General features: G+C 64.3%; 19 protein-coding genes. 18 read left to right on the top strand and 1 reads right to left on the bottom strand.

What is annotated here, in order from left to right; genetic code table 11:
• Window positions 1-19 precede the first annotated feature (19 nt).
• The 13 genes from DDT93_RS04540 to DDT93_RS04480 all read left to right on the top strand — a co-directional run bounded on the left by DDT93_RS04540 (window position 20) and on the right by DDT93_RS04480 (window position 13,449).
• Window positions 20-1,210 carry an acyl-CoA dehydrogenase family protein gene (locus DDT93_RS04540; RefSeq protein ID WP_109464581.1) on the top strand — a complete coding sequence of 397 codons (1,191 nt, stop codon included), beginning with the start codon at window positions 20-22 and terminating at the stop codon, window positions 1,208-1,210.
• A gap of 21 nt (window positions 1,211-1,231) precedes the next feature.
• Window positions 1,232-2,347, top strand: a complete 1,116-nt coding sequence (locus DDT93_RS04535) for an acyl-CoA dehydrogenase family protein (protein WP_198654760.1) — start codon at window positions 1,232-1,234, stop codon at window positions 2,345-2,347.
• Window positions 2,348-3,169: an SDR family oxidoreductase gene (locus DDT93_RS04530; protein WP_109464579.1), complete on the top strand. Its 822-nt coding sequence runs from the start codon at window positions 2,348-2,350 to the stop codon at window positions 3,167-3,169.
• A 15-nt stretch (window positions 3,170-3,184) separates the two neighbouring features.
• Window positions 3,185-4,111 (top strand): SDR family NAD(P)-dependent oxidoreductase, encoded by a 927-nt coding sequence (locus tag DDT93_RS04525; protein ID WP_109464578.1) that lies wholly within the window; start codon window positions 3,185-3,187, stop codon window positions 4,109-4,111.
• A gap of 104 nt (window positions 4,112-4,215) precedes the next feature.
• Window positions 4,216-5,412 carry an acetyl-CoA C-acyltransferase gene (locus DDT93_RS04520; protein ID WP_109464577.1) on the top strand — a complete coding sequence of 399 codons (1,197 nt, stop codon included), beginning with the start codon at window positions 4,216-4,218 and terminating at the stop codon, window positions 5,410-5,412.
• The gene (locus tag DDT93_RS04515; RefSeq protein WP_109464576.1) at window positions 5,412-6,062 is read left to right on the top strand and encodes a histidine phosphatase family protein; all 651 of its coding nucleotides are present in this window, start codon (window positions 5,412-5,414) and stop codon (window positions 6,060-6,062) included. The genes DDT93_RS04520 and DDT93_RS04515 overlap by 1 nt, the downstream gene beginning before the upstream one ends.
• 13 nt (window positions 6,063-6,075) lie before the next feature.
• The gene (locus tag DDT93_RS04510) at window positions 6,076-7,107 is read left to right on the top strand and encodes a phosphotransferase family protein (RefSeq protein WP_109464575.1); all 1,032 of its coding nucleotides are present in this window, start codon (window positions 6,076-6,078) and stop codon (window positions 7,105-7,107) included.
• Between the two features lie 23 nt (window positions 7,108-7,130).
• A complete protein-coding gene (locus DDT93_RS04505; RefSeq protein ID WP_109464574.1) occupies window positions 7,131-7,928 on the top strand; it encodes an IclR family transcriptional regulator in 798 nt (265 codons plus the stop codon).
• A 475-nt stretch (window positions 7,929-8,403) separates the two neighbouring features.
• Window positions 8,404-9,648, top strand: a complete 1,245-nt coding sequence (locus DDT93_RS04500; protein ID WP_109464573.1) for a branched-chain amino acid ABC transporter substrate-binding protein — start codon at window positions 8,404-8,406, stop codon at window positions 9,646-9,648.
• A gap of 93 nt (window positions 9,649-9,741) precedes the next feature.
• Window positions 9,742-10,698: a branched-chain amino acid ABC transporter permease gene (locus tag DDT93_RS04495; RefSeq protein ID WP_109464572.1), complete on the top strand. Its 957-nt coding sequence runs from the start codon at window positions 9,742-9,744 to the stop codon at window positions 10,696-10,698.
• Window positions 10,695-11,990: a branched-chain amino acid ABC transporter permease gene (locus DDT93_RS04490; RefSeq protein WP_109464571.1), complete on the top strand. Its 1,296-nt coding sequence runs from the start codon at window positions 10,695-10,697 to the stop codon at window positions 11,988-11,990. Before DDT93_RS04495 ends, DDT93_RS04490 begins: the two co-directional genes overlap by 4 nt.
• On the top strand, window positions 11,987-12,748 hold the full coding sequence (locus DDT93_RS04485) for an ABC transporter ATP-binding protein (RefSeq protein ID WP_109464570.1): 762 nt from the start codon (window positions 11,987-11,989) through the stop codon (window positions 12,746-12,748). Before DDT93_RS04490 ends, DDT93_RS04485 begins: the two co-directional genes overlap by 4 nt.
• On the top strand, window positions 12,745-13,449 hold the full coding sequence (locus DDT93_RS04480; protein ID WP_109464569.1) for an ABC transporter ATP-binding protein: 705 nt from the start codon (window positions 12,745-12,747) through the stop codon (window positions 13,447-13,449). The genes DDT93_RS04485 and DDT93_RS04480 overlap by 4 nt, the downstream gene beginning before the upstream one ends.
• 74 nt (window positions 13,450-13,523) lie before the next feature.
• On the opposite strand, the gene DDT93_RS04475 is transcribed toward DDT93_RS04480, so the two are convergent.
• Complete coding sequence (locus DDT93_RS04475; protein WP_109464568.1) at window positions 13,524-14,129, bottom strand: glutathione S-transferase family protein; 606 nt, start codon at window positions 14,127-14,129, stop codon at window positions 13,524-13,526.
• 99 nt (window positions 14,130-14,228) lie between these two features.
• On the opposite strand from DDT93_RS04475, the gene DDT93_RS04470 reads away from it, so the two are divergent.
• The 5 genes from DDT93_RS04470 to DDT93_RS04450 are packed head-to-tail and all read left to right on the top strand — an operon-like array spanning window position 14,229 to window position 19,497.
• Entirely contained in the window at window positions 14,229-14,702 is a 474-nt protein-coding gene (locus DDT93_RS04470; protein WP_109464567.1) for a winged helix-turn-helix transcriptional regulator, read from the top strand.
• Window positions 14,703-14,733: 31 nt separating this feature from the next.
• Complete coding sequence (locus DDT93_RS04465) at window positions 14,734-15,492, top strand: enoyl-CoA hydratase/isomerase family protein (protein ID WP_109464566.1); 759 nt, start codon at window positions 14,734-14,736, stop codon at window positions 15,490-15,492.
• Window positions 15,489-16,286, top strand: a complete 798-nt coding sequence (locus tag DDT93_RS04460) for an enoyl-CoA hydratase (protein ID WP_109464565.1) — start codon at window positions 15,489-15,491, stop codon at window positions 16,284-16,286. Before DDT93_RS04465 ends, DDT93_RS04460 begins: the two co-directional genes overlap by 4 nt.
• Window positions 16,287-16,318: 32 nt before the next feature.
• The gene (locus DDT93_RS04455) at window positions 16,319-17,536 is read left to right on the top strand and encodes a serine hydrolase domain-containing protein (protein WP_109464759.1); all 1,218 of its coding nucleotides are present in this window, start codon (window positions 16,319-16,321) and stop codon (window positions 17,534-17,536) included.
• Window positions 17,533-19,497: an acetoacetate--CoA ligase gene (locus tag DDT93_RS04450; RefSeq protein WP_109464564.1), complete on the top strand. Its 1,965-nt coding sequence runs from the start codon at window positions 17,533-17,535 to the stop codon at window positions 19,495-19,497. The genes DDT93_RS04455 and DDT93_RS04450 overlap by 4 nt, the downstream gene beginning before the upstream one ends.
• The last annotated feature ends 14 nt before the right edge of the window (window positions 19,498-19,511 follow it).

Below are 19,511 nucleotides of genomic sequence, written 5' to 3'. Positions count from 1 at the left end.
ACGCGCAGTGGGAGGAGACATGGCGCAAGAGACCGAAGAGCTGGCCGGGTTCCGGGCAGAGCTGCGCGACTGGCTGGAGGAAAACTGCCCTGCCGAGATGCGCGACGGAAGTTCCCCAGAGGACCATACCTGCTGGGGCGGGCGCAACTGGGTATTCGAGTCGGACGCTCAGAAGGCATGGCTCAACCGCTGCGCGGCCCAGGGCTACACCGTGCCGACCTGGCCGAGGGAATACGGCGGCGCAGGGCTGAGTCGGGCCGAGGAGAAGGTCTTTCTCTCCGAACTGGCCCGCATCGACGCCCGCCTGCCTTTGCAAAGCTTTGGAATCTGGATGCTCGGGCCCGCGCTGCTGCACTTTGGCACGCCCGAGCAGAAGGCCCACTACCTGCCGCCCATCGCGCGCGGTGAAGTGCGCTGGTGCCAGGGGTATTCGGAGCCGGGCGCCGGGTCCGACCTCGCCAGTGTGCAGACCAAGTGCGAGGACAAGGGCGATCACTACCTGATCAACGGCCAGAAAATCTGGACCTCCTACGCCGACAAGGCCGACATGATCTTTGCGCTCGTGCGCTCGGATCGCGAGGCCAAGAAGCATCTTGGCATCACCTTCCTGCTGATTGACATGCGCAATGAGGGCGTGTCGACGCGGCCGATCAAGCTGATCTCGGGCGTGTCGCCCTTCTGCGAGACCTTCTTTGACAACGTCGTGGTGCCGAAGGTGAACGACGAGGGCATCTCGGCCGTTGTCGGCACCGTGAACCGGGGCTGGGACGTGGCCAAGTACCTGCTGACCCACGAGCGTTCGATGATTTCCGCGATGGGCACCGGCCTTGGCGGCGCTCGTCCACTGGGGGCCGTGCTGAAGGACGATCTCGACGGCGATCTCGATACCAGCCTGCGGGCCGCCGCGATGAAGGCCGAGATCGACTCGCTGGCGATCGGTCTGACGCTCGAACGCTACAAGGACATGGCGAACTCGGGGCAGGGCGTCGGCGATGCCTCGGCCATGCTGAAGTACGTGGGCACCGAGCTGAACAAGGACCGGCACGAGCTGATGATGAGCGCCGGGGGCAGCGATGCGCTGGAATGGGGCGGCGCCTTTGGCGACCGTCCGGCGGACTGGCTGCGCACCAAGGCAAACTCGATCGAAGGCGGCACCACGGAGGTGATGTTGGGCATCGTTTCGCGCCGCGTGCTGGGACTCCCGGGTTGAGACGGGCGGGATAAGACTGAAATGGCAAATCTGGTAAGAACCGAAGAGGAAACCATGCTGGCGGAGTCTGCCCGCGGGTTCCTGGACGAAAAGGCGCCGGTCAAGCACCTGCGCGACATGCGGGATGCGGGCAAGACCCATGATCCGGCTCTGTGGAAAGAGATGGCCGAGATGGGCTGGGCTGGGATCCTGATCCCCGAAGAGTTCGGCGGCGTGGACATGGGCCATGCCGCGGCGGGCGTGCTGGCAACGGAGATGGGCAAGACACTGGTCGCCAGTCCTTTCCTGTCGTCTTCTGTCATCGCGGCGACCGCGCTCAAACAGGTCTCGGACGCCCGGGCGGGCGAGGCTCTGGCCGCTATCGCGAGTGGCGAGCGGACCTATGCGCTGGCTATCGACGAGAAGAGCAAGTTCAACCCCGAGGGTACCGAGATGCCCGCGCGGCGCGAAGGCAACGGGTTCCGTCTGTCGGGCAAGAAGACCTTCGTGATCGACGGCGGTTTTGCCGACCGTTTGCTGGTGCTGGCGCGGACCGGCGATGGGTTGACGCTGTTCGACATCCCGGCGGACCGGGCGGGGATCACCCGCGAGACGCAGAGCATGATCGACAGCCGCGACGCGGCGCGCGTGGTGTTCGACGAGGTCGAGGCCACCGGCGAGGACGTTCTGGGTCAGGTGGATGACGCGATGAGCGTGCTGAAACCGGCACTGGAGGCCGGGCAGGCGGCGCTGGCGGCGGAGCTGTCGGGTGTTGCGGCGGGGGCCTTCGGCATGACCGTCGGCTATCTGAAGGAGCGCAAACAGTTCGGCCTGCTGATCGGCCAGTTCCAGGCGCTGCAGCACCGTGCGGCAGACCTCTGGTGCCAGACCGAGGTGACCGCCTCGGCCATCGCCCATGCCGGGCGAATGCTGGATGCGGACCCCGAGAACGCGACGCTCGCCGTTTCCCTCGCCAAGGCGCGGGCCACCGAGACCGCAAAGCAGGCGGTGATCGAGGGGGTGCAGATGCACGGCGGGATCGGCATGACCGATGCCTTCGACATGGGCTTTTTCATGAAACGTGCCCGTGCGGGTGCGGAATGGCTCGGCGACTATGGCTACCACGCCGAAACCGTCGCGCGACTGAAAGGATTCTGAATGACACCCGAAATTCTGTTTGGCCTGCCCGGCAAGACCGCGCTGGTCACCGGGGGTGCCACTGGCATCGGTCGCATGGCCGCCGAAGCACTGGTGCGCGCTGGTGCTCACGTGTTGCTGGCCTCGCGCAAGGACGGGGCCTGTGCCGCCGTCGCCGAAGAGCTGAACGCGCTCGATGCACCGGGCAGCGCCGAGGGCTTCGTGGGTGACGTGGGCACCGAGGAAGGTGTCGACGCGTTGGTGGCCGAGGTGAAGGCCCGGACTGGCAAGCTTCATATCCTGATGAACAACGCCGGGATCACCTGGGGCGCGCCTTACGGCCAGTTTCCGCACAAGGCTTGGGAAAAGGTGATGGCGGTGAACGTCGCCGGTGTCTTTGACCTGACGCAGAAGCTGACCCCGATGCTCAAGGCCTCGGCCTCGCCGGAGGATCCGGCGCGCGTGGTCAACGTGGGGTCTGTCATGGGCGAAGTGCCGATGGGCGATGGCGCCTACAGCTACTCCGCCTCCAAGGCTGCGGTGATGCACCTGACCAAGATCCTCGGCAAGGAACTGGCGGGCGACTACATCACCGTGAATGCGCTGGCGCCCGGACCCTTCGTGTCGCGGATGACCGCGTTTGCCACCGCGGATGAGGGCATGCGTGGCCGTGTGGGCGACGACGTGCCGCTGAAACGGGTCGGCCAGCCGGAGGATATCGCCGGGTGCGTGCTGTTCCTCTGCGGCAAGGGCGGCAGCTATGTCACCGGCTCCATTGTGCCGGTTTCGGGCGGGATCAATGTGGTCACGTCCGGTAATATCTTCGAAGAAGCAATGCACTAGGCGAGGAAGTTGAGAATGAGCATCAGGTTTGACAATCGCGTCGCCATCGTGACGGGCGCGGGCGCCGGTCTGGGGCGCAGCCATGCGCTGCAGCTTGCGGCACGCGGCGCCAAGGTGGTGGTGAACGATCTGGGCGCGTCGCTTGACGGATCCGGCGCCGACGACAGCGCGGCCAGCAAGGTCGTGGAAGAGATCAAGGCCGCCGGCGGCGAGGCAATGGCGCATGGCGCCGACGTGTCGAACGAAGAGCAGGTCGCGGACATGGTCGCGCGTGCAATGGACGCCTGGGGCCGGGTCGACATCCTGATCAACAACGCCGGGATTCTGCGCGACAAGACCTTTGCCAAGATGACGCTGGACGACTTCCGCAAGGTGGTCGACGTGCACCTGATGGGCACCGCCACGGTGACCCACAAGGTCTGGCCGCACATGCGCGAAGCCGGATATGGCCGGATCGTGCTGACCGCGTCCTCCTCCGGGCTCTACGGCAACTTCGGCCAGTCCAACTACGGCGCGGCCAAGGCGGCGATGATGGGGCTGATGAACGTGCTGCACCTCGAAGGGGCGCGCGACAACATCCGCGTCAACACGCTGGCGCCGACAGCCGCCACCCGGATGACCGAAAAGCTGATGCCGCCAGAGGCGCTGGAGCTGCTGCAGCCCGAAACCATCACGCCGGGCGTGCTCTACCTCGTCAGCGAGGACGCCCCGAGCCGGGTGATCATGGGCGCGGGCGCGGGGTCCTTCGCGGTGACCAAGGTTTACGAAACGCTTGGTGCGACCTTCGCGGGCGACGACCTGACGCCGGAGATGGTGGCCGCGAACTTCGACAAGATCAGCGACACCACGGGCCAGCAGGAGCTGACGCAGGCTTTTGAACAGACGCGCAAGTACGCCAAGAACGGCGCCGATGCGCGCGGCATGAAGCTGAACTGGGACTGATGCCCGACAAGCCCGGGACGATGTTCGGGGCGCGATTTGAGAAAGAGGCCCCGGATCCGCTCCGGGGCGCGATGTGACAGAGAGTTTTGGAGAGGAACACCACCATGCGTGACGCAGTCATCGTATCGACCGCCCGTACCCCGATCGGCAAGGCCTATCGCGGTGCGTTCAATGCCACCACGCCGCAGGCGCTGTCGGCCCATGCCATCACCAACGCGGTAAGCCGCGCGGGCGTCGACCCGGCAGAGATCGCCGATGTGGTCTGGGGCGCCGCGCTCCAGCAGGGCTTCCAGGCGGGCAACATCGCGCGTCAGGCCGCGATGCGCGCCGGTCTCCCGGTGACTGTCGGCGGCATGTCGGTGGACCGCCAGTGCGCCAGCGGCATGATGGCCATCGCCACGGCCGCCAAGCAGGTCGTGCATGACGGTATGGACGTGGTGATCGGCGGCGGCGTCGACAGCATCTCGACCGTGCAGACCCCCGAAATGCGGGTCAACGGCGACCCGTGGCTCAAGAAGAACCTGCCCGCGATCTACATGTCGATGCTGGAAACGGCGGAAACCGTGTCGGCACGCTATGGCATCAGCCGCGAATCTCAGGACGAGTACTCGGCCGAAAGCCAACGCCGCACCCACGAGGCGCAGCAGGCGGGCAAGTTCGACGACGAGATCGTGCCGATGACCACGATCATGAAGATGCAGGACAAGGAGACCAAGGCGATCTCGGAGCACGAGGTGACGCTGTCGAAGGACGAGGGCAACCGCCCCTCCACGACCGCCGAGAGCCTCGCCGGACTGCAGCCGGTGTTCAAGGACGGCCTCGTGATCAAGGAAGGCAAGTTCATCACTGCCGGTAACGCGAGCCAGCTGTCCGATGGCGCATCGGGCGCTGTCATCATGGAAGCCAAGGTTGCCGAGAAGAAGGGCCTCGAGCCGCTGGGCCGCTATGTCGGCGTGATGGCTGCGGGTTGCGAGCCGGACGAGATGGGCATTGGCCCGGTCTTTGCCGTGCCGAAGCTGCTGGCCGCACACGGGCTCAAGATGGACGACATCGGTCTTTGGGAGCTGAACGAGGCCTTTGCCTGCCAGGTGATCTACTCGCGTGACAAGCTCGGGATCCCGAACGAACTGCTGAACGTGAACGGCGGCGCGATCTCGATCGGTCACCCCTATGGCATGTCGGGCGCCCGCATGGTCGGCCACGCGCTGATCGAGGGCAAGCGCCGTGGCGCCAAGTACGTGGTCTGCACCATGTGCGTAGGTGGCGGCATGGGCGCTGCCGGGCTGTTCGAAGTCCTGTAATGGCGGAACTCTACGTCGTCCGTCACGGTCAGGCGTCTTTCGGCGCCGACGACTACGACGCGCTGTCCAAGGTGGGGCATGAACAGTCCCGCCTCGTCGGCGACGCCCTGCGCGAGGCCGATTGGATACCCGACCGGCTCGTCACGGGCACCCTAAAGCGGCAGCGGGATACGCTGTCGGCCATGGGGTTCGACGGTACTCCCGAAGAACACGCCGGGTTCAACGAGTACGACTTTCACGACCTGCTTGCCGTCCGCTTTGCCCAGGCGGTGCCGGAGGACGTGAAGGGCGACCGCAAGACCCATTTCCGCACCCTGCGCGAGACGATCCTCGACTGGCAGGATGGCGGGATCGAGGGTGCGAAGGAAACCTGGGCCACGTTCGAGGGCCGGGTGGAGGCCGCGCGCGGGTTCGCCACCGACACGGACGCCCGGCGCGTTCTGGTCGTCAGTTCGGGTGGCGTGATCGGGCAACTGGTCGCCCGGGCGCTGCAGGCGCCGAAACCGATGATGATGGAGCTGAACCTTCAGATCAAGAACACCTCGATCACCAAGTTCGTGTTCTCCGGTCCCCGGTTCTTCCTGCATGAATTCAATTCCGTTCCGCACCTGTCGCGCCCCGAGCGTGCAGAGTTGCTGACCTATAGCTGAGGAGGAGGAGGCTATGGCTGACACGCAGACGTTGGATACCGACGCCGTTGCCGCCTATCTGAAGGACCACCTGGAGGGCTTCGAAGGGCCGCTGGAGGCCCAGAAGTTCGACATCGGGCAATCGAACCCGACCTTCCTGCTGAAAACGCCCGCACGTAACTACGTGTTGCGCCGCAAGCCGCCGGGGGTCCTGCTGAAATCGGCCCATGCGGTCGATCGCGAGTTCCGGGTGCAGCGGGCGCTGCAGGACACGGACGTGCCGGTCGCCAAGATGTACGTGCTCTGCGAGGACGATGACGTCATCGGCTCAGCTTTCTACGTCATGGAGCACATGAACGGGCGCAACTTCCGCGAGCCGACGCTCGAGGGGTTTGACGTGACCAACAAGGATCGCGCCGAAGTCATCGACGACATGAACCGCGTGCTCGCCGCGCTTCACATGGTCGACCTCGATGCTGTCGGGCTCTCGGATTATGGGCCGCCGGGCAACTACTATGAGCGTCAGATCGGCCGCTGGACCAAGCAGTACAAGGCGTCGGAGACCGTGCAGATCCCGGCGATGGATCGTCTGATGGAGCGGCTGGTCGAACGCACGCCGGCCGACGACGGCCAGCGGACCCTTGTTCACGGGGATTATCGCATCGACAACATGATGTACCGCAAGGACGCCAACCGCTGCATGGCGGTGCTGGACTGGGAGCTTTCGACCACGGGGCATCCCTATTCGGATCTCGCCTCGGTGATCATGCAATGGCAGATGCCGAACGGAAACGAAGGGCGTGGTCTCGCCGGGATCGACCGCAAGGCACTGGGCCTGCCGTCGGATGAAGAATTCATCGCAAGCTATTGCGAGCGGCGGGGGATCCCCGAGATCGAGGATTTCGGGTTTTATCTGTCTTTCTGCTTTTTCCGTATGGCCGGGATCATCCAGGGTGTGCTGAAAAGGGCGCTTGACGGCAATGCCTCGAATCCCGAGCGGGCGCGGACGCTGGGCGCACATGTGCCCGCTTTCGCGGAACGTGGTCTGGAGGCGCTCGGGGGCTGACCCCGAAAGGTGGAGAAACGGTCATGTCAGATATCGAGTTCCCGTCGGATCAGGCGGACTCCAAGGATCGGAACTTTGTCACCGCGCTGGCGCGCGGTCTCGACGTCTTGCGCTGTTTCCGCCGGAACGAGATCGAGCTGACCAACACCGATTTCGCTGAGCGCACGGGGCTTCCGAAACCCACGGTCTCACGGCTGACCTTCACGCTGGTCCAGCTTGGCTACCTCGTCGCGGACACGCGGCGGGGTACTTACCGGTTGGGGGCAGGGGTCCTCAAGCTCGGCTTCGGTGTGCTGGCAGGGATGGACGTGAGCGAACGCGCGACCGAGATCATGCAGGATCTGCGCGACGGGCCGAACTCGTACATCACTGTCGCCTTGGGCGAGCGGCACCGTCTGGACGTGATGTATATCGCGGTCCAGCGCTCGCGCGAGGACGTGGCGCTGACCATGCACGTCGGGTCCCGCCTGCCGCTGTTCCATTCCGCGATGGGCCGCGCGATCCTCACCGTCATGGGCGAGGACGAGCGCGCCGAGGTCTGGGACTACGTCGCGCGCGACATGCCCGAGCGCGAAGAAGAATGCCGCGAGCTGCTGAAGCGGGCCGAAGAGGAATATGCCCGCGACGGTTACTGCCGGAGCTATGCGGAATGGCGTGCCGATGTGAACGGTATCGCGGTGCCCGTCCAGTCCCTCGGCGGGGCGCGGATCTATGCATTGAACGCGGGCGGTCCGTCCTTCCACGTGAAGAAGAAGCAGCTCGAATCGCACTATGCGCCGCTGATGCTGGAGGCGGGTCGCCTGCTAAGTTTGCGTCCCTGACGCGCTCCTAAATGAAACTTTGTTTCGCGAGAGAATCACTCGTTCGGTGGAACCACATTCTGCACTGCGGAATTACGGGACGATCCGCCAAGCCGGGTGACAGGTGGCAACAGCCCTGAAATTTCTCGTGACCGAAGGGGATTAAATTTTGTTCGGCACCCTCAGCCAGGTCCGTAACCAAGGCCAAGTAACCGGCCCGGGACACGCCAAATCGACCCTGACGCCCTCCGGCGTTATCCACAAAAACCGATAGTTTTCAGACACCTAAACGATTTCATGCAAATGCCACCCGGCGAGTGCGCCGCGGTGGTCCTTCGGCCTGTCGCCGCCCTACTGCCATCCTGAAATTTGCCTGAGAAATAGGCGGGTTAGAAAGCGGACCGGAACGCTTGACTTTGTGTCGGTATGTGCAAGGCTCCCTTCAAGCCCGGGGAGAATGCTTCGGCAAGGCGGGCTTTTGTAGGGAGGAAAATTTATGAGCTTCAAGACCAAGTTCGGCGTCGCCGCCGCGCTTGCGCTGTCCGTCAGTGCAACCGCCGTCTGCGCGGAAGAAATGAAAATCGCGTTCATCGATCCGCTGTCCGGGCCCTTCGCCTCGACCGGCTCGAACGGCCTGCACCAGTTCGAATTCGCAGCAGACAAGCTGGTGAACGAGAAGGGCGGTATCCTCGGAGGCACGACCTTCAAGGTGGACGGGTTCGACAACAAGGCAAGCCCGCAGGAATCGCTGATCCAGCTGCAGGTCGCCATCGACCAAGGCTACAAGGTGATCGTGCAGGGCAACAGCTCGGGCGTGGCCCACGCGCTGACCGATGCCATCGAAAAGCACAACAAGCGTAACCCTGACTCGCGCGTTCTGTTCCTGAACTACGCGGCCGTGGACCCGGCGCTGACCAACGATGACTGCAACTTCTGGCACTTCCGCTTCGATGCCAACGCGGACATCAAGATGGACGTGCTGACCGATGTCATCAAGGACAACCAGGACATCAAGAAGGTCTACATCATCGGCCAGGACTATTCGTTCGGTAAGGCCGTGTCGGCCGCCGCGAACTCCATGCTGAAGGAGAAACGTCCTGACATCGAAGTCGTCGGCGACGAACTGCACCCGATCGGCAAGGTGAAGGACTTCACCCCCTATGCACGCAAGATCGTGTCGTCGGGCGCCGATGCGGTGATCACCGGGAACTGGGGCGCCGACATGCTGGGCCTCGGCAAGGCGCTGGTTGCCAACGGCTTCAGCGGGCCGGTCTACACCTACTACGCGGCAGGCAGCGGCATCACGGCAGCCTTCGGCGAAGCCGGCAAGGGTGTGATCCGTCTGGTCGCCGAAGGTCAGCTGAACCCGCCGCCGAACGATCAGGTCGTCGAGTACTACAAGGCCTACAAGGCCAAGTACCCGGACGGCAACATCGACCAGCCGCGGATCTATAACACCATCGGTTTCCTGTCGGCGGCCATCGAGAAGGCGGGCACCGCTGACGACGTCGTTTCCATCGGCAAGGCGATGGAAGGCATGGAGTGGGACAGCATCTTCGGCACCAAGCTGATGATGCGGGCAGAAGACCACCAGGTCATCCAGAACATGCACGTCCTGGTGCACACCAACGAGGGTGTGACCTTCGATTACGACAACTCGGGCTTCGGCACCGTGACGGAGTCGACGATCGATATGGCCGGCATGGACAGCCCGACCACCTGCAAGATGGACCGCCCGTAACGGTGGTTCCGCCATGGATGCCCGCGCTTCGGCGCGGGCAGACCGTGGCCAAATCGAACAAACAATAACAAATCCAACCGGGAGTCGTGACCGATGGATCTGGTTGTTATCAACCTCATTGACGGTTTGGTGACAGGGCTGCTGCTGTTCCTGTTGTCGAGCGGGCTGACACTCATCTTCTCCATGATGGGTGTTCTTAACTTTGCGCATGCCAGTTTCTACATGCTGGGCGCCTACTTTGCCTATCAGATCAGCCTCTATGTCGGGTTCTGGCCCGGCCTCATCATCGCGCCCGTGCTCGTGGGTGTGCTTGGCGCGCTTGTCGAGCGCTACGGGCTGCGGCGGGTGCACCAGTACGGGCACGTCCCGGAGCTGATCTTCACCTTCGGCCTCGCGCTGCTGATCGAGGAAATCGTCCAGTTCTTCTGGGGCAAGAACATCGTTCCCTTCGAGGAACCCGCTGCGCTGCAGTTCGCCCTGTTCAACATCGGGGGCAACGCGGTGCCCGCCTACAAGGTCTTCATGATCTTCGTGGCCATCGCCATCTTCCTCGGCCTGCTTTACGTGCTGACCAAGACCCGCGTCGGCATGATCATTCAGGCCGCGCTGAGCTATCCCAAGACGGTGGAGGCGCTCGGCCACAACGTGCCGCTGATCTTCATGGGCGTCTTCGGGGTCGGGACCGCGCTCGCCGGTGTCGCAGGCGTCATTGCCGGACCGGTTCTGGGAACCTTCCCGGGCATGGCCTTCCTGCTGGGCTCCATCGTCTTCGTGACCATCGTTATCGGTGGCCTCGGGTCGCTGTTCGGCGCACTGGTCGCATCGCTGCTGATCGGCTGGCTGACGACCTTCGCGGCCACCTACAACTTCGAGTTCGCCAGCATCCTCACCGCCTTCGGCATGGAGCGGCCCGAGGACCTGAGCGAGAGCTACCTGCGCGATCTCTGGGTGCTGACCCTGCCGCAGATCGGGCCGATCCTGCCCTACCTGCTGATGGTGCTGATCCTCGTCGTCCGTCCTTACGGCCTGTTCGGAAAGCGTGACGCATGACCCAGACAGCTCAAGAACGCGCGCACGTCTCCGCACCGGCCTCCGGCATCACGCTGTCGCGGCTGATGCCCTGGATCATCGCGATCCTGTTCCTGCTGATCATGCCGATCCTCTTCGGATCGAACAGCGCGATCACCATCATGAACCAGATGATGATCACCATCGTCTTTGCCCTGGCCTACAACATGCTGCTGGGGCAGGGCGGGATGCTGAGCTTTGGCCACGCCGTCTACATGGGCGTGGGCGGCTTCATGTGCATGCACATCATCCGCATGGTCGAGAAATACGGGATCCCGCTGCCCCTACCGGTGCTGCCGCTTTTCGGCGGTCTGTTCGGACTTGGTCTCGCGATGATCATCGGGTCGTTCTCGACCCGCAAGGCCGGAACCGTCTTCGCGATGATCTCGCTGGGGATCGGCGAACTGATCGCCGCCTGTTCGGTCATCATCGTCGTCTTCTTCGGCGGTGAGGAAGGTATCAGCGGCGACCGGACCTACGGGCTGCCCTTCTTCGGGATTGAGTTCCTGCAGCAGAAGGAAGTCTACTACCTGCTGGCCTTCTGGACGGTTCTTTCGACCATCCTGATGTACCTGTTCTCGCGGACCCCGGTGGGTCGCATGGCCAACGCCGTGCGGGATAACCCCGAGCGGGCGGAGTTCCTGGGCTATTCGGCCCGCTGGGTGCGCTACTTCTCGTTCTGCGCCTCCGGCTTCTTCGCCGGGATCGCGGGCGGCATGTTCGCCATCAACTACGAGATCCTGACCGGCGAACAGCTGAGCCTGATCCAGTCGGGGGCGATCCTGCTGATCACCTTCCTCGGCGGTGTCGGCCTGTTCTTCGGACCGATCATCGGGGCGATCGTGTTCACGCTGCTGCAAACCGTGCTGAGCCTGCAGACCGAGATCTGGCAGCTCTACGTCGGGGCGCTCTTCGTGGCGGCGGTGATGTTCTTCCCCGGCGGCCTCGCGGGTGTGCTGATGATGCACGTTCCGGCGATCAGGCTGGGCAAGCTGCATCTTCTGATCGTGCCCTACATCAGGACCCTGGTTCCGGCAGTGCTCTGCATCATCGGGGTGGCGGTGATCCTCGAGATCCTGTTCCACGTCCGTCATTCGGCGCCCGGTGACAACGAGATGACCCTGTTCTGGATCACCTTCGACAGTCACAACCCGGTGGCATGGGCCATCGGTGCGGTTCTGGCCCTGGGCGGCTTCTGGCTGGCCCGGATGTCGGCCCCCGACCTGCGCGATGCCTGGCATCGTGCCAATACCCTGGATGGAGGCGCGGCATGACGGTTCCCGCACTGCAACTCGACGGGCTGCGCAAGAGCTTCGGCAAGACCGAGATCATCCGCGGCATCGACCTCTCGATCTCCGCAGGCGAACGCCACGCGGTGATCGGGCCCAACGGGGCGGGCAAGTCCACCCTGTTCAACCTGATCACCGGGCGGTTTCCGCAGACCAGTGGGACGATCCGACTACACGGTCACGATCTGAAGGGCCTCGCGCCCTTCGAGATCAACCGTATGGGCCTGTCGCGGTCGTTCCAGATCACCAACATCTTTCCAAAGATGAGCGTGTTCGAGAACGTGCGCTGCTCGCTTCTGTGGTCGCAGGGCTACAAGTATTCCTTCTGGAACATGGTGAGCCGTTCGCGCGAACTGACTGAAGGGGCGATGGAGATCCTTGACCAGATCAACCTGACCTCGCGGGCCGAACTCCCGGCGGGCGTGCTCTCCTACGCGGAACAGCGCGCGCTCGAGATCGGGATCACCATCGCTGGCGGGGCCGACGTGATCATGCTCGACGAGCCGACGGCGGGCATGAGCCACTCGGAGACCGACTACATCGTGGAGCTGATCCGCAAGGTCACCGAGGACAAGACGTTGGTGATGGTCGAGCACGACATGGGCGTGGTCTTTGGCCTCGCCGACCGCATCTCGGTGCTCGTCTACGGAGAGATCATCGCCACGGGCCGCCCGGAGGACGTTCGCGGCGATCCCAAGGTTCAAGAGGCGTACCTGGGCGCCGCGCTGGAGGCAGAACACTGATGTTGGATGTAAAGGACCTGCACGCCTACTACGGCAAGTCGCATATCCTTCAGGGGGTAAACCTGTCGATCAAGGAGGGCGAGATCGTCGCCCTTCTTGGGCGCAACGGCGTCGGGCGCTCCACCACCTGCAAGGCGGTGATGGGCGAAGTCGCGCCGCACGGTTCGGTGATGTTCAAGGGGCAGGAGGTCGCGGGCAAGAAGGCCTTCGAGATCGCCAAGCTGGGGATCGGCTACGTTCCCGAGAACCGCGATATCTTCCCCGGTCTCACCACCCGTCAGAACCTGATCCTCGGCCTGAAGCCAGGGCAGAAGGACGGGCAGGGGCGGTGGTCGATGCAGGACATGTTCGACCTCTTCGAGAACCTGCAGCGCCGTGCCGATGTCGAGGCCTCGGTCCTGTCGGGCGGCGAGCAGCAGATGCTAACCATGTGCCGCACGCTGATGGGCGATCCGGACCTCGTGATGATCGACGAACCGACCGAAGGGCTCTCGCCGCAGATGGTGCAGCGCGTGGCCGAGTTGCTGCAGGAGATCGCCAAGCGCGGGATCGCAACGTTGCTGGTGGAACAGAAGCTGTCCATCGCTCTCGATATCGCGCACCGGGTTTACGTGATGGGCCACGGACAGGTGGTGTTCGAAGGCACACCGCAGGAGCTGAAGGAGCGCGAGGACGTCCGCAAGGAGTGGCTCGAGGTCTGATGCGGACGGCGCTGGTGCAGCGGCCCGCATTCATGGATGACAAGGCGCCCCGGTTTCGACCGGGGCGCTGTCTTTCAGAGGGTCTGCGCCTTCTGGAACGCGGGGCGCGCCTTGAGCCGGGCCACGTAGGGCGGCAGGTTCGGCTTGTCAGAGAAATCCGCCCCGAGGCGTTCGGACACCGAAACCGCATGGCCCAGCATGATGTCGGCACCGCTGAACTCGCCCGCAAGGTAGTCGCGTCCGGCCATGTGCGCATCAACCGCCGCAAGCATCTGGTTCAGGAGCTTGGTGGCGCGCTTGACGTTCACCTCGTTCCGGCGCTCGGGCGGGAGGAAGACGGTTTCGACCATGATCACGTTTATCTGGGGCATGACCATGCCCTCGGCATAGTGCAACCACTGGAGATAATTGGCGAATTCCGGGCTGTCGACCGGCGGGACGAGGCGCCCGTTGCCGTGGCGGGCGATCACGTATTCCACGATGGCGCCGGACTCGTGGATCAGCACCTCGCCGTCCCTCAGCGCCGGAACGCGGCCATTGGGATTGATGGCAAGGAACTCGGGTTCACGCATCTTGCGGTCGCCGAGCGTGTAGCTTTCCAGCTCGTAATCGAGGCCGAGTTCCTCCAGCAGCCACGCGATACGCACGGCGCGGGTATTAGGTGCGAAATAGAGCTTCATGATCCTCCCCGGGTAACTTTCTGCCGAAGCCCGACATCAGGTTTGACATGGGGGTCCTGCTGTGAAAACAGTAACTTCACGATTTGAAGGGAGTCAATCTTGAGCCGATCGGATCTTGCCCAGACCACCTGCAGCGTGGCCCGCACGATCGAACGCGTGGGCGACACCTGGACCCTGATGATTGTGAGGGAGATGTTTCTGGGCAGCCGACGCTTCGACGATCTCCAGCGCCATACCGGCGCATCGCCGCACGTGCTGAGCCAGCGGTTGAAGCACATGCAGGCCGATGGCATCATCTGGGCGCGCAACTACTCCGAGAGACCGCCCCGGCAGGAGTATCTTCTGACCGACAAGGGCAAGGACCTCTGGCCCGTCATCGTGACGTTGCGTGCCTGGGGCAACAAGTGGCTCCACGAGGAGAGGGACCGTCCGCCGACCATCATCACGCACAAGGGCTGTGGGGAGGATACCGAGCCCTACCTGGTCTGCGACAAGTGCGGCGAGCCGCTTCATGCGCACGACTGCATAGGGCGGATCGGACCGGCGATGGAGGCAGAGCGCCAGGTCCGCTAAGACGAGCCGAGGAGGCCGAGAAGGGGGGAGGATGACGGAGACGGGCCTGATCGGGCTTGAAGACGCGGGCGACGGCATCTGCCGGCTCACCCTTGCGCGTCCACCGGTCAACGCGCTGAGCGCTGCTTTCCTTGGAGAAATGAGCCGGGTCCTCGCGGGCCTCGAGCAGGACGGCAACGTGCGTGGCGTGATGCTGTGCAGCGCCTTCCGCGTCTATTCCGCCGGGCTCGACTTGAAGGAGGCGCAGGCCTTCGACCTTGCGGGGGAAAATACCATCGTGCGGGCCCTGAACGAGGATTTCCTCAACCTCTTCACCTTTTCCAAGCCGGTCGTGGCCGCCGTGAACGGAGCCGCCATTGCCGGCGGGCTGTTCTTCGTGCTTGGCGCCGACTGGCGCATCGCGGTTCCCAAAGCGCAGTTCGGCCTTGCCGAGATCCGGGTCGGCGTCGACTTTCCGGTCGGGCCGATGGAGATCGCGCGTGAAATGCTCGGGCCGAACACGCTGCGGCGGCTGATGCAGACCGGGCAACCGGTGTCGGCGGCAACGGCCCATGCCGAGGGTTTCGTCGACGAGGTCGTCGAACCCGACGATTTGAACGACCGCGCCCTTGCCAAGGCGCGTGAACTGGCGGCACTGCCGCCCATCGCCTTCGCGGCGGTCAAGAAGCAGATCCGGAGCGGCGCCGCCGCACGGATCCGGGCCGAACTGGACTCGGCCCGCCATACCCCAGAAACCGGCTGGTTTACCGATGAAACCCGCCCAGCCATGCAGAGGATGATCGGAGAATGACGACCCCATTGGTACTGATCGAACGCTACGGTCCCGTGGCCGAGCTGACCCTGAACCGTCCCGACCGGCTGAACGCGATGAACGGCGCGCTGATCGACGCCCTGATCCGGGCGGTGCGCCAGCTTGGCAGCGACGAGGACGTGCGCGCCATCGTCCTCACTGGCGCCGGACGCGCCTTCAGCGCGGGCTGCGACCTGTCGGACTTGTCGCGGCTGCAGGATGCGGGCACGGCCCTTGACTGGCAGGGCGGCGAGGGGCTGGCGACGGTCATGCGGACCTGTCCGGTTCCCGTGATCGCCGCGGTCAACGGCCTTGCCGTGCAGGGCGGGCTGGCATTGGCCATGCTCTGCGACTTCATGATCGCCTCGGACACCGCGACCTTCGCCGAACTGAGCGCGCGCCTCGGTATCTCGCCGGGCTGGGGGCTGTCGCAGATGCTGCCGCGCCTCATCGGTCTGAACCGGGCACGCCAGATGAGCCTGACCGGCGAGTACATCGACGCCGACACCGCCCGCGACTGGGGGCTGGTGAACGAGGTCCTGCCACCGCACCTGCTGATGGCGCGGGCGCGCGAACTGGCCGGGCGCATTGCCGAGGCCGATCCGGCAACGACGACCCGGGTCCGCGATCTGATCAACGAGAGTGCAGACCACGGGCTGACCGCCTCGTTGCGCCGCGAGGGGCAGGTTTTCGGCTCGCACCTGAACGTGGGAACATTGCAGCAGGCTGCGAGACATCGCCATCAGATGCTGGGCCGCAACCGTGAACTGAACGGGACCGGCAGCGCATCATGAGGGACCAACCGATGACCACGACCGCCGAACAGATGGGGTTTGACCCCGACCGCCTTGCGCGGCTCGACAGCTGGATGGAGCGCTATGTCGCGGAACGCAAGTTCCCCGGCAGCGCCCTCCTGATCCGGCGTGGCGGTGAAGAGGTCTATTTCAATGCCACGGGGCAGCGCAACATCGAGGAAGGGCTGCCCTGGGAACGTGATACCGTCGCGCGCATCTACTCGATGACCAAGCCGATCACCTCGGTCGCCATCATGATGCTGGTCGAGAAGGGCCTGTTCCATCTCGACACCCCGGTGTCCGAGTTCATTCCCGCCTTCAAGGACATGACCGCGCTGGTCGAGGGGGCCACCCATATCGGGCAAACGGTGAGTGCGCCCTCGCCAACGGTGCACCATCTGCTGACCCATACCAGCGGTCTCAGCTATCCGTTCAACCCCGGCGTGCTGCCCAAGGCGATGGAGGAGGCCAAGATCATGTTCCGGGCCGACGATTCCAGCCTCGCCGAGATGGTCGACCGCGCCGCCGCTCTGCCACTGGCCTTCCAGCCCGGCAAGCACTGGGAATACTCGATCTCGATCGACATCCTCGGGCGTATTGTCGAAGTGGTCTCGGGCCAACCGCTCGACGAGTTCTTCAAGGAGAACATCTTTGCGCCGATCGGCATGAGCGAGACCGCATTCCGCGTGCCCGAAGGCACCGGCGACCGCTTTGCCGCGCTCTACACCCCGCTGGCGGGCGACGCGATGGATCTGAACGCGGCCAAGGAAGGCGGCGACAGCCTGCGGCTGGTGGACCGGCCGGGCAAGTCGATCTTCGAGCGCACCACCTGTTTCTCGGGGGGCGGCGGGCTGGTCGGCACCATCGACGACTACATGCTGTTCACCGAGATGCTGCGCCGGGGCGGCGACGTGCCAGGCGGACGGTTGCTCAGCCCGAAGACCCTGTCGTTCATGATGCGCAACCACCTGCCGGGCGACATCGCCTCGATGGGGCCGCGCAGCTTTGCCGAGCAGCCGATGGACGGCATGGGCTTCGGCCTTGGCGGTTCCGTCGTGCTGGATCCGGGCCGCGTGCGGGTGCCGGGCAGCGTCGGTGATTTCTCGTGGGGCGGCATGGCTTCGACCATGTTCTGGGTCGATCCTGTCCTCGACCTCTCGGTCGTCTTCTTCACCCAGCTGTCGCCCTCGAGTTCCTACCCGGCCCGTCCGGAACTGAAAGCCCTCGTGCACGGAGCCATCGTCGCATGACCGAAAAACGACCCATCCTGTGGACTCCCTCCCGCGAGCGTGCGGAGGCCAGCACCATGGCCGCGTTCCTGCGCTGGCTCGAGGAGACCCACGGGCTGATCTTCACCGACTATGACGCGCTGTGGAACTGGAGCGTCTCAGACCTCGAGGGGTTCTGGCGTGCGATCTGGACCTATTTCGGGATCGGCCCCAAGGAGGTGGTCACCGAGGTCATCGCCCGGCGCGACATGCCCGGCGCCGAGTGGTTCCCCGGGGTGACGTTGAACTATGCCGAAGTGGTCCTGCGCGCAGGTCGTGACAAGCCGGACGATCAGGCGCTGGTCGTCAAGTCCGAGACCTTCGGAGAGTCGGAACTGACCTGGGCCGAACTGACCGCGCGCGTCGCCAGCGTCGCGTCGCACCTGCGTGGTATGGGCGTGGGGCAGGGCGACCGCGTGGTCGCCATTCTGCCCAACACCGAGGCCGCGATGATCGCCATGCTCGCCACCGCGAGCCTCGGCGCGATCTGGTCGCTTTGCGCCCCAGACATGGGGCACGTGGCGATCCTCGACCGGTTCCGCCAGATCGAGCCGAAGGTGCTGATCGCACAGGACGGTTACGTCCATGCCGGCAAGACCATCGACAAGAGCGCGGTGATCGCGACCATCGCCGAGGGGCTGCCCACGCTGGAACAGCTGGTGATGATCCCGGTAACGGGTGAACTGCCGAAAGGTGCCGTTGACTGGTCCACGCTCCAGGATGGAGATGCGACCTTTGCCCCGGTTCCCGTTCCCTTCGACCATCCGCTGTGGGTGGTCTACTCCTCAGGCACGACCGGAAACCCGAAACCGATCGTGCAGGGCCACGGCGGCATCCTGCTGGAGAGCGCCAAGCAATCGCTGCATCAGGATCTGACGGGCAATGACCGGTTCTGCTGGATGACCTCGTCGGGCTGGATCATGTGGAACTCGCAGTTCGCCGCACTGGGGCAGGGGGCAACCGTCGCCCTCTTCGACTGGGCGCCGAACCGGCCCGACATGCTGGAACTCTGGCGCTTTGCCGCGGACCAGAAGCTGACCTATCTGGGCGCGGGCGCCGCCTTCTACGCGGGATGCCTCAAGGCCGGGATCCGTCCCGGCGACGAACTGGACCTCTCGCACCTGCGCTCGCTCGGCTCCACCGGCTCGCCTCTGTCGGACGATGCCTATCGCTGGATCTACGACGCGGTGAAGCCCGACGTCTGGCTGGCGCCGATCTCGGGCGGGACCGATCTTGCCGGTGCCTTCGTGGGCGGCCATCCGATGATGCCCGTTCGCATGGGTGAAATGCAGTGCCGTCTGCTGGGCAACGCCGTGCGTGCCTACGACGAGGGTGGCAACGAGCTGTTTGGCCAGGTGGGCGAGCTTGTCTGCACCGAACCCCTGCCGTCGATGCCGCTCTACTTCTGGGGCGACGAAGACGGTTCGCGCCTGCATGACAGCTATTTCGACACCTACCCGGGCATCTGGCGTCACGGGGACTGGATCGAGTTTACCGACACGGGCGGCGCGGTGATCTACGGGCGGTCCGACGCCACCATCAACCGCAAGGGCCTGCGCATGGGCAGTTCCGAGCTGTACCAAGCGGTTGAAGGTCTGCCGGAGGTCATGGACTCGCTGATCGTCGACCTCGAGTTCCTTGGCCGCGAGAGCTTCATGCCGTTGTTCGTCGTGCTGGCCGAAGGGCTTACGCTGGACGAAGCGCTGAAGGACAAGATCAACGGCGCAATCCGCTCGGCGGTCTCGGCCCGCTTCATTCCCAATGAGATCGTTCAGATCGCGGAAGTGCCGCGCACGCTCTCTGGCAAGAAGCTGGAAGTGCCGGTGAAGAAGCTGCTGCTGGGCGGCGATCCGGCCAAGGTGGTGAACCGGGATTCGATGGTGAACCCCGGATCCTTCGACATCTTCGTTGATTATGCCAAATCCCGCGTGGAATCCGTTTGAAGAAGAAAGACCCT

The sequence above is a fragment of the Albibacillus kandeliae genome (genome assembly GCF_003116585.1).
Taxonomy (GTDB): Bacteria; Pseudomonadota; Alphaproteobacteria; order Rhodobacterales; family Rhodobacteraceae; genus Albibacillus; species Albibacillus kandeliae.
This window is presented reverse-complemented; position numbering and strand designations above follow the sequence as displayed.

What these genes read in the sequence shown, in the direction of transcription:
- DDT93_RS04525 (WP_109464578.1), top strand. Translation starts at nt 3,185, where the DNA reads ATGAGCATCAGGTTTGACAATCGCGTCGCCATCGTGACGGGCGCGGGC.
- DDT93_RS04485 (WP_109464570.1), top strand. Translation starts at nt 11,987, where the DNA reads ATGACGGTTCCCGCACTGCAACTCGACGGGCTGCGCAAGAGCTTCGGC.
- DDT93_RS04540 (WP_109464581.1), top strand. Translation starts at nt 20, where the DNA reads ATGGCGCAAGAGACCGAAGAGCTGGCCGGGTTCCGGGCAGAGCTGCGC.
- DDT93_RS04510 (WP_109464575.1), top strand. Translation starts at nt 6,076, where the DNA reads ATGGCTGACACGCAGACGTTGGATACCGACGCCGTTGCCGCCTATCTG.
- DDT93_RS04495 (WP_109464572.1), top strand. Translation starts at nt 9,742, where the DNA reads ATGGATCTGGTTGTTATCAACCTCATTGACGGTTTGGTGACAGGGCTG.
- DDT93_RS04475 (WP_109464568.1), bottom strand. Translation starts at nt 14,129, where the DNA reads ATGAAGCTCTATTTCGCACCTAATACCCGCGCCGTGCGTATCGCGTGG.
- DDT93_RS04515 (WP_109464576.1), top strand. Translation starts at nt 5,412, where the DNA reads ATGGCGGAACTCTACGTCGTCCGTCACGGTCAGGCGTCTTTCGGCGCC.
- DDT93_RS04465 (WP_109464566.1), top strand. Translation starts at nt 14,734, where the DNA reads ATGACGGAGACGGGCCTGATCGGGCTTGAAGACGCGGGCGACGGCATC.
- DDT93_RS04505 (WP_109464574.1), top strand. Translation starts at nt 7,131, where the DNA reads ATGTCAGATATCGAGTTCCCGTCGGATCAGGCGGACTCCAAGGATCGG.
- DDT93_RS04530 (WP_109464579.1), top strand. Translation starts at nt 2,348, where the DNA reads ATGACACCCGAAATTCTGTTTGGCCTGCCCGGCAAGACCGCGCTGGTC.
- DDT93_RS04450 (WP_109464564.1), top strand. Translation starts at nt 17,533, where the DNA reads ATGACCGAAAAACGACCCATCCTGTGGACTCCCTCCCGCGAGCGTGCG.
- DDT93_RS04460 (WP_109464565.1), top strand. Translation starts at nt 15,489, where the DNA reads ATGACGACCCCATTGGTACTGATCGAACGCTACGGTCCCGTGGCCGAG.
- DDT93_RS04535 (WP_198654760.1), top strand. Translation starts at nt 1,232, where the DNA reads ATGGCAAATCTGGTAAGAACCGAAGAGGAAACCATGCTGGCGGAGTCT.
- DDT93_RS04455 (WP_109464759.1), top strand. Translation starts at nt 16,319, where the DNA reads ATGGGGTTTGACCCCGACCGCCTTGCGCGGCTCGACAGCTGGATGGAG.
- DDT93_RS04490 (WP_109464571.1), top strand. Translation starts at nt 10,695, where the DNA reads ATGACCCAGACAGCTCAAGAACGCGCGCACGTCTCCGCACCGGCCTCC.
- DDT93_RS04520 (WP_109464577.1), top strand. Translation starts at nt 4,216, where the DNA reads ATGCGTGACGCAGTCATCGTATCGACCGCCCGTACCCCGATCGGCAAG.
- DDT93_RS04500 (WP_109464573.1), top strand. Translation starts at nt 8,404, where the DNA reads ATGAGCTTCAAGACCAAGTTCGGCGTCGCCGCCGCGCTTGCGCTGTCC.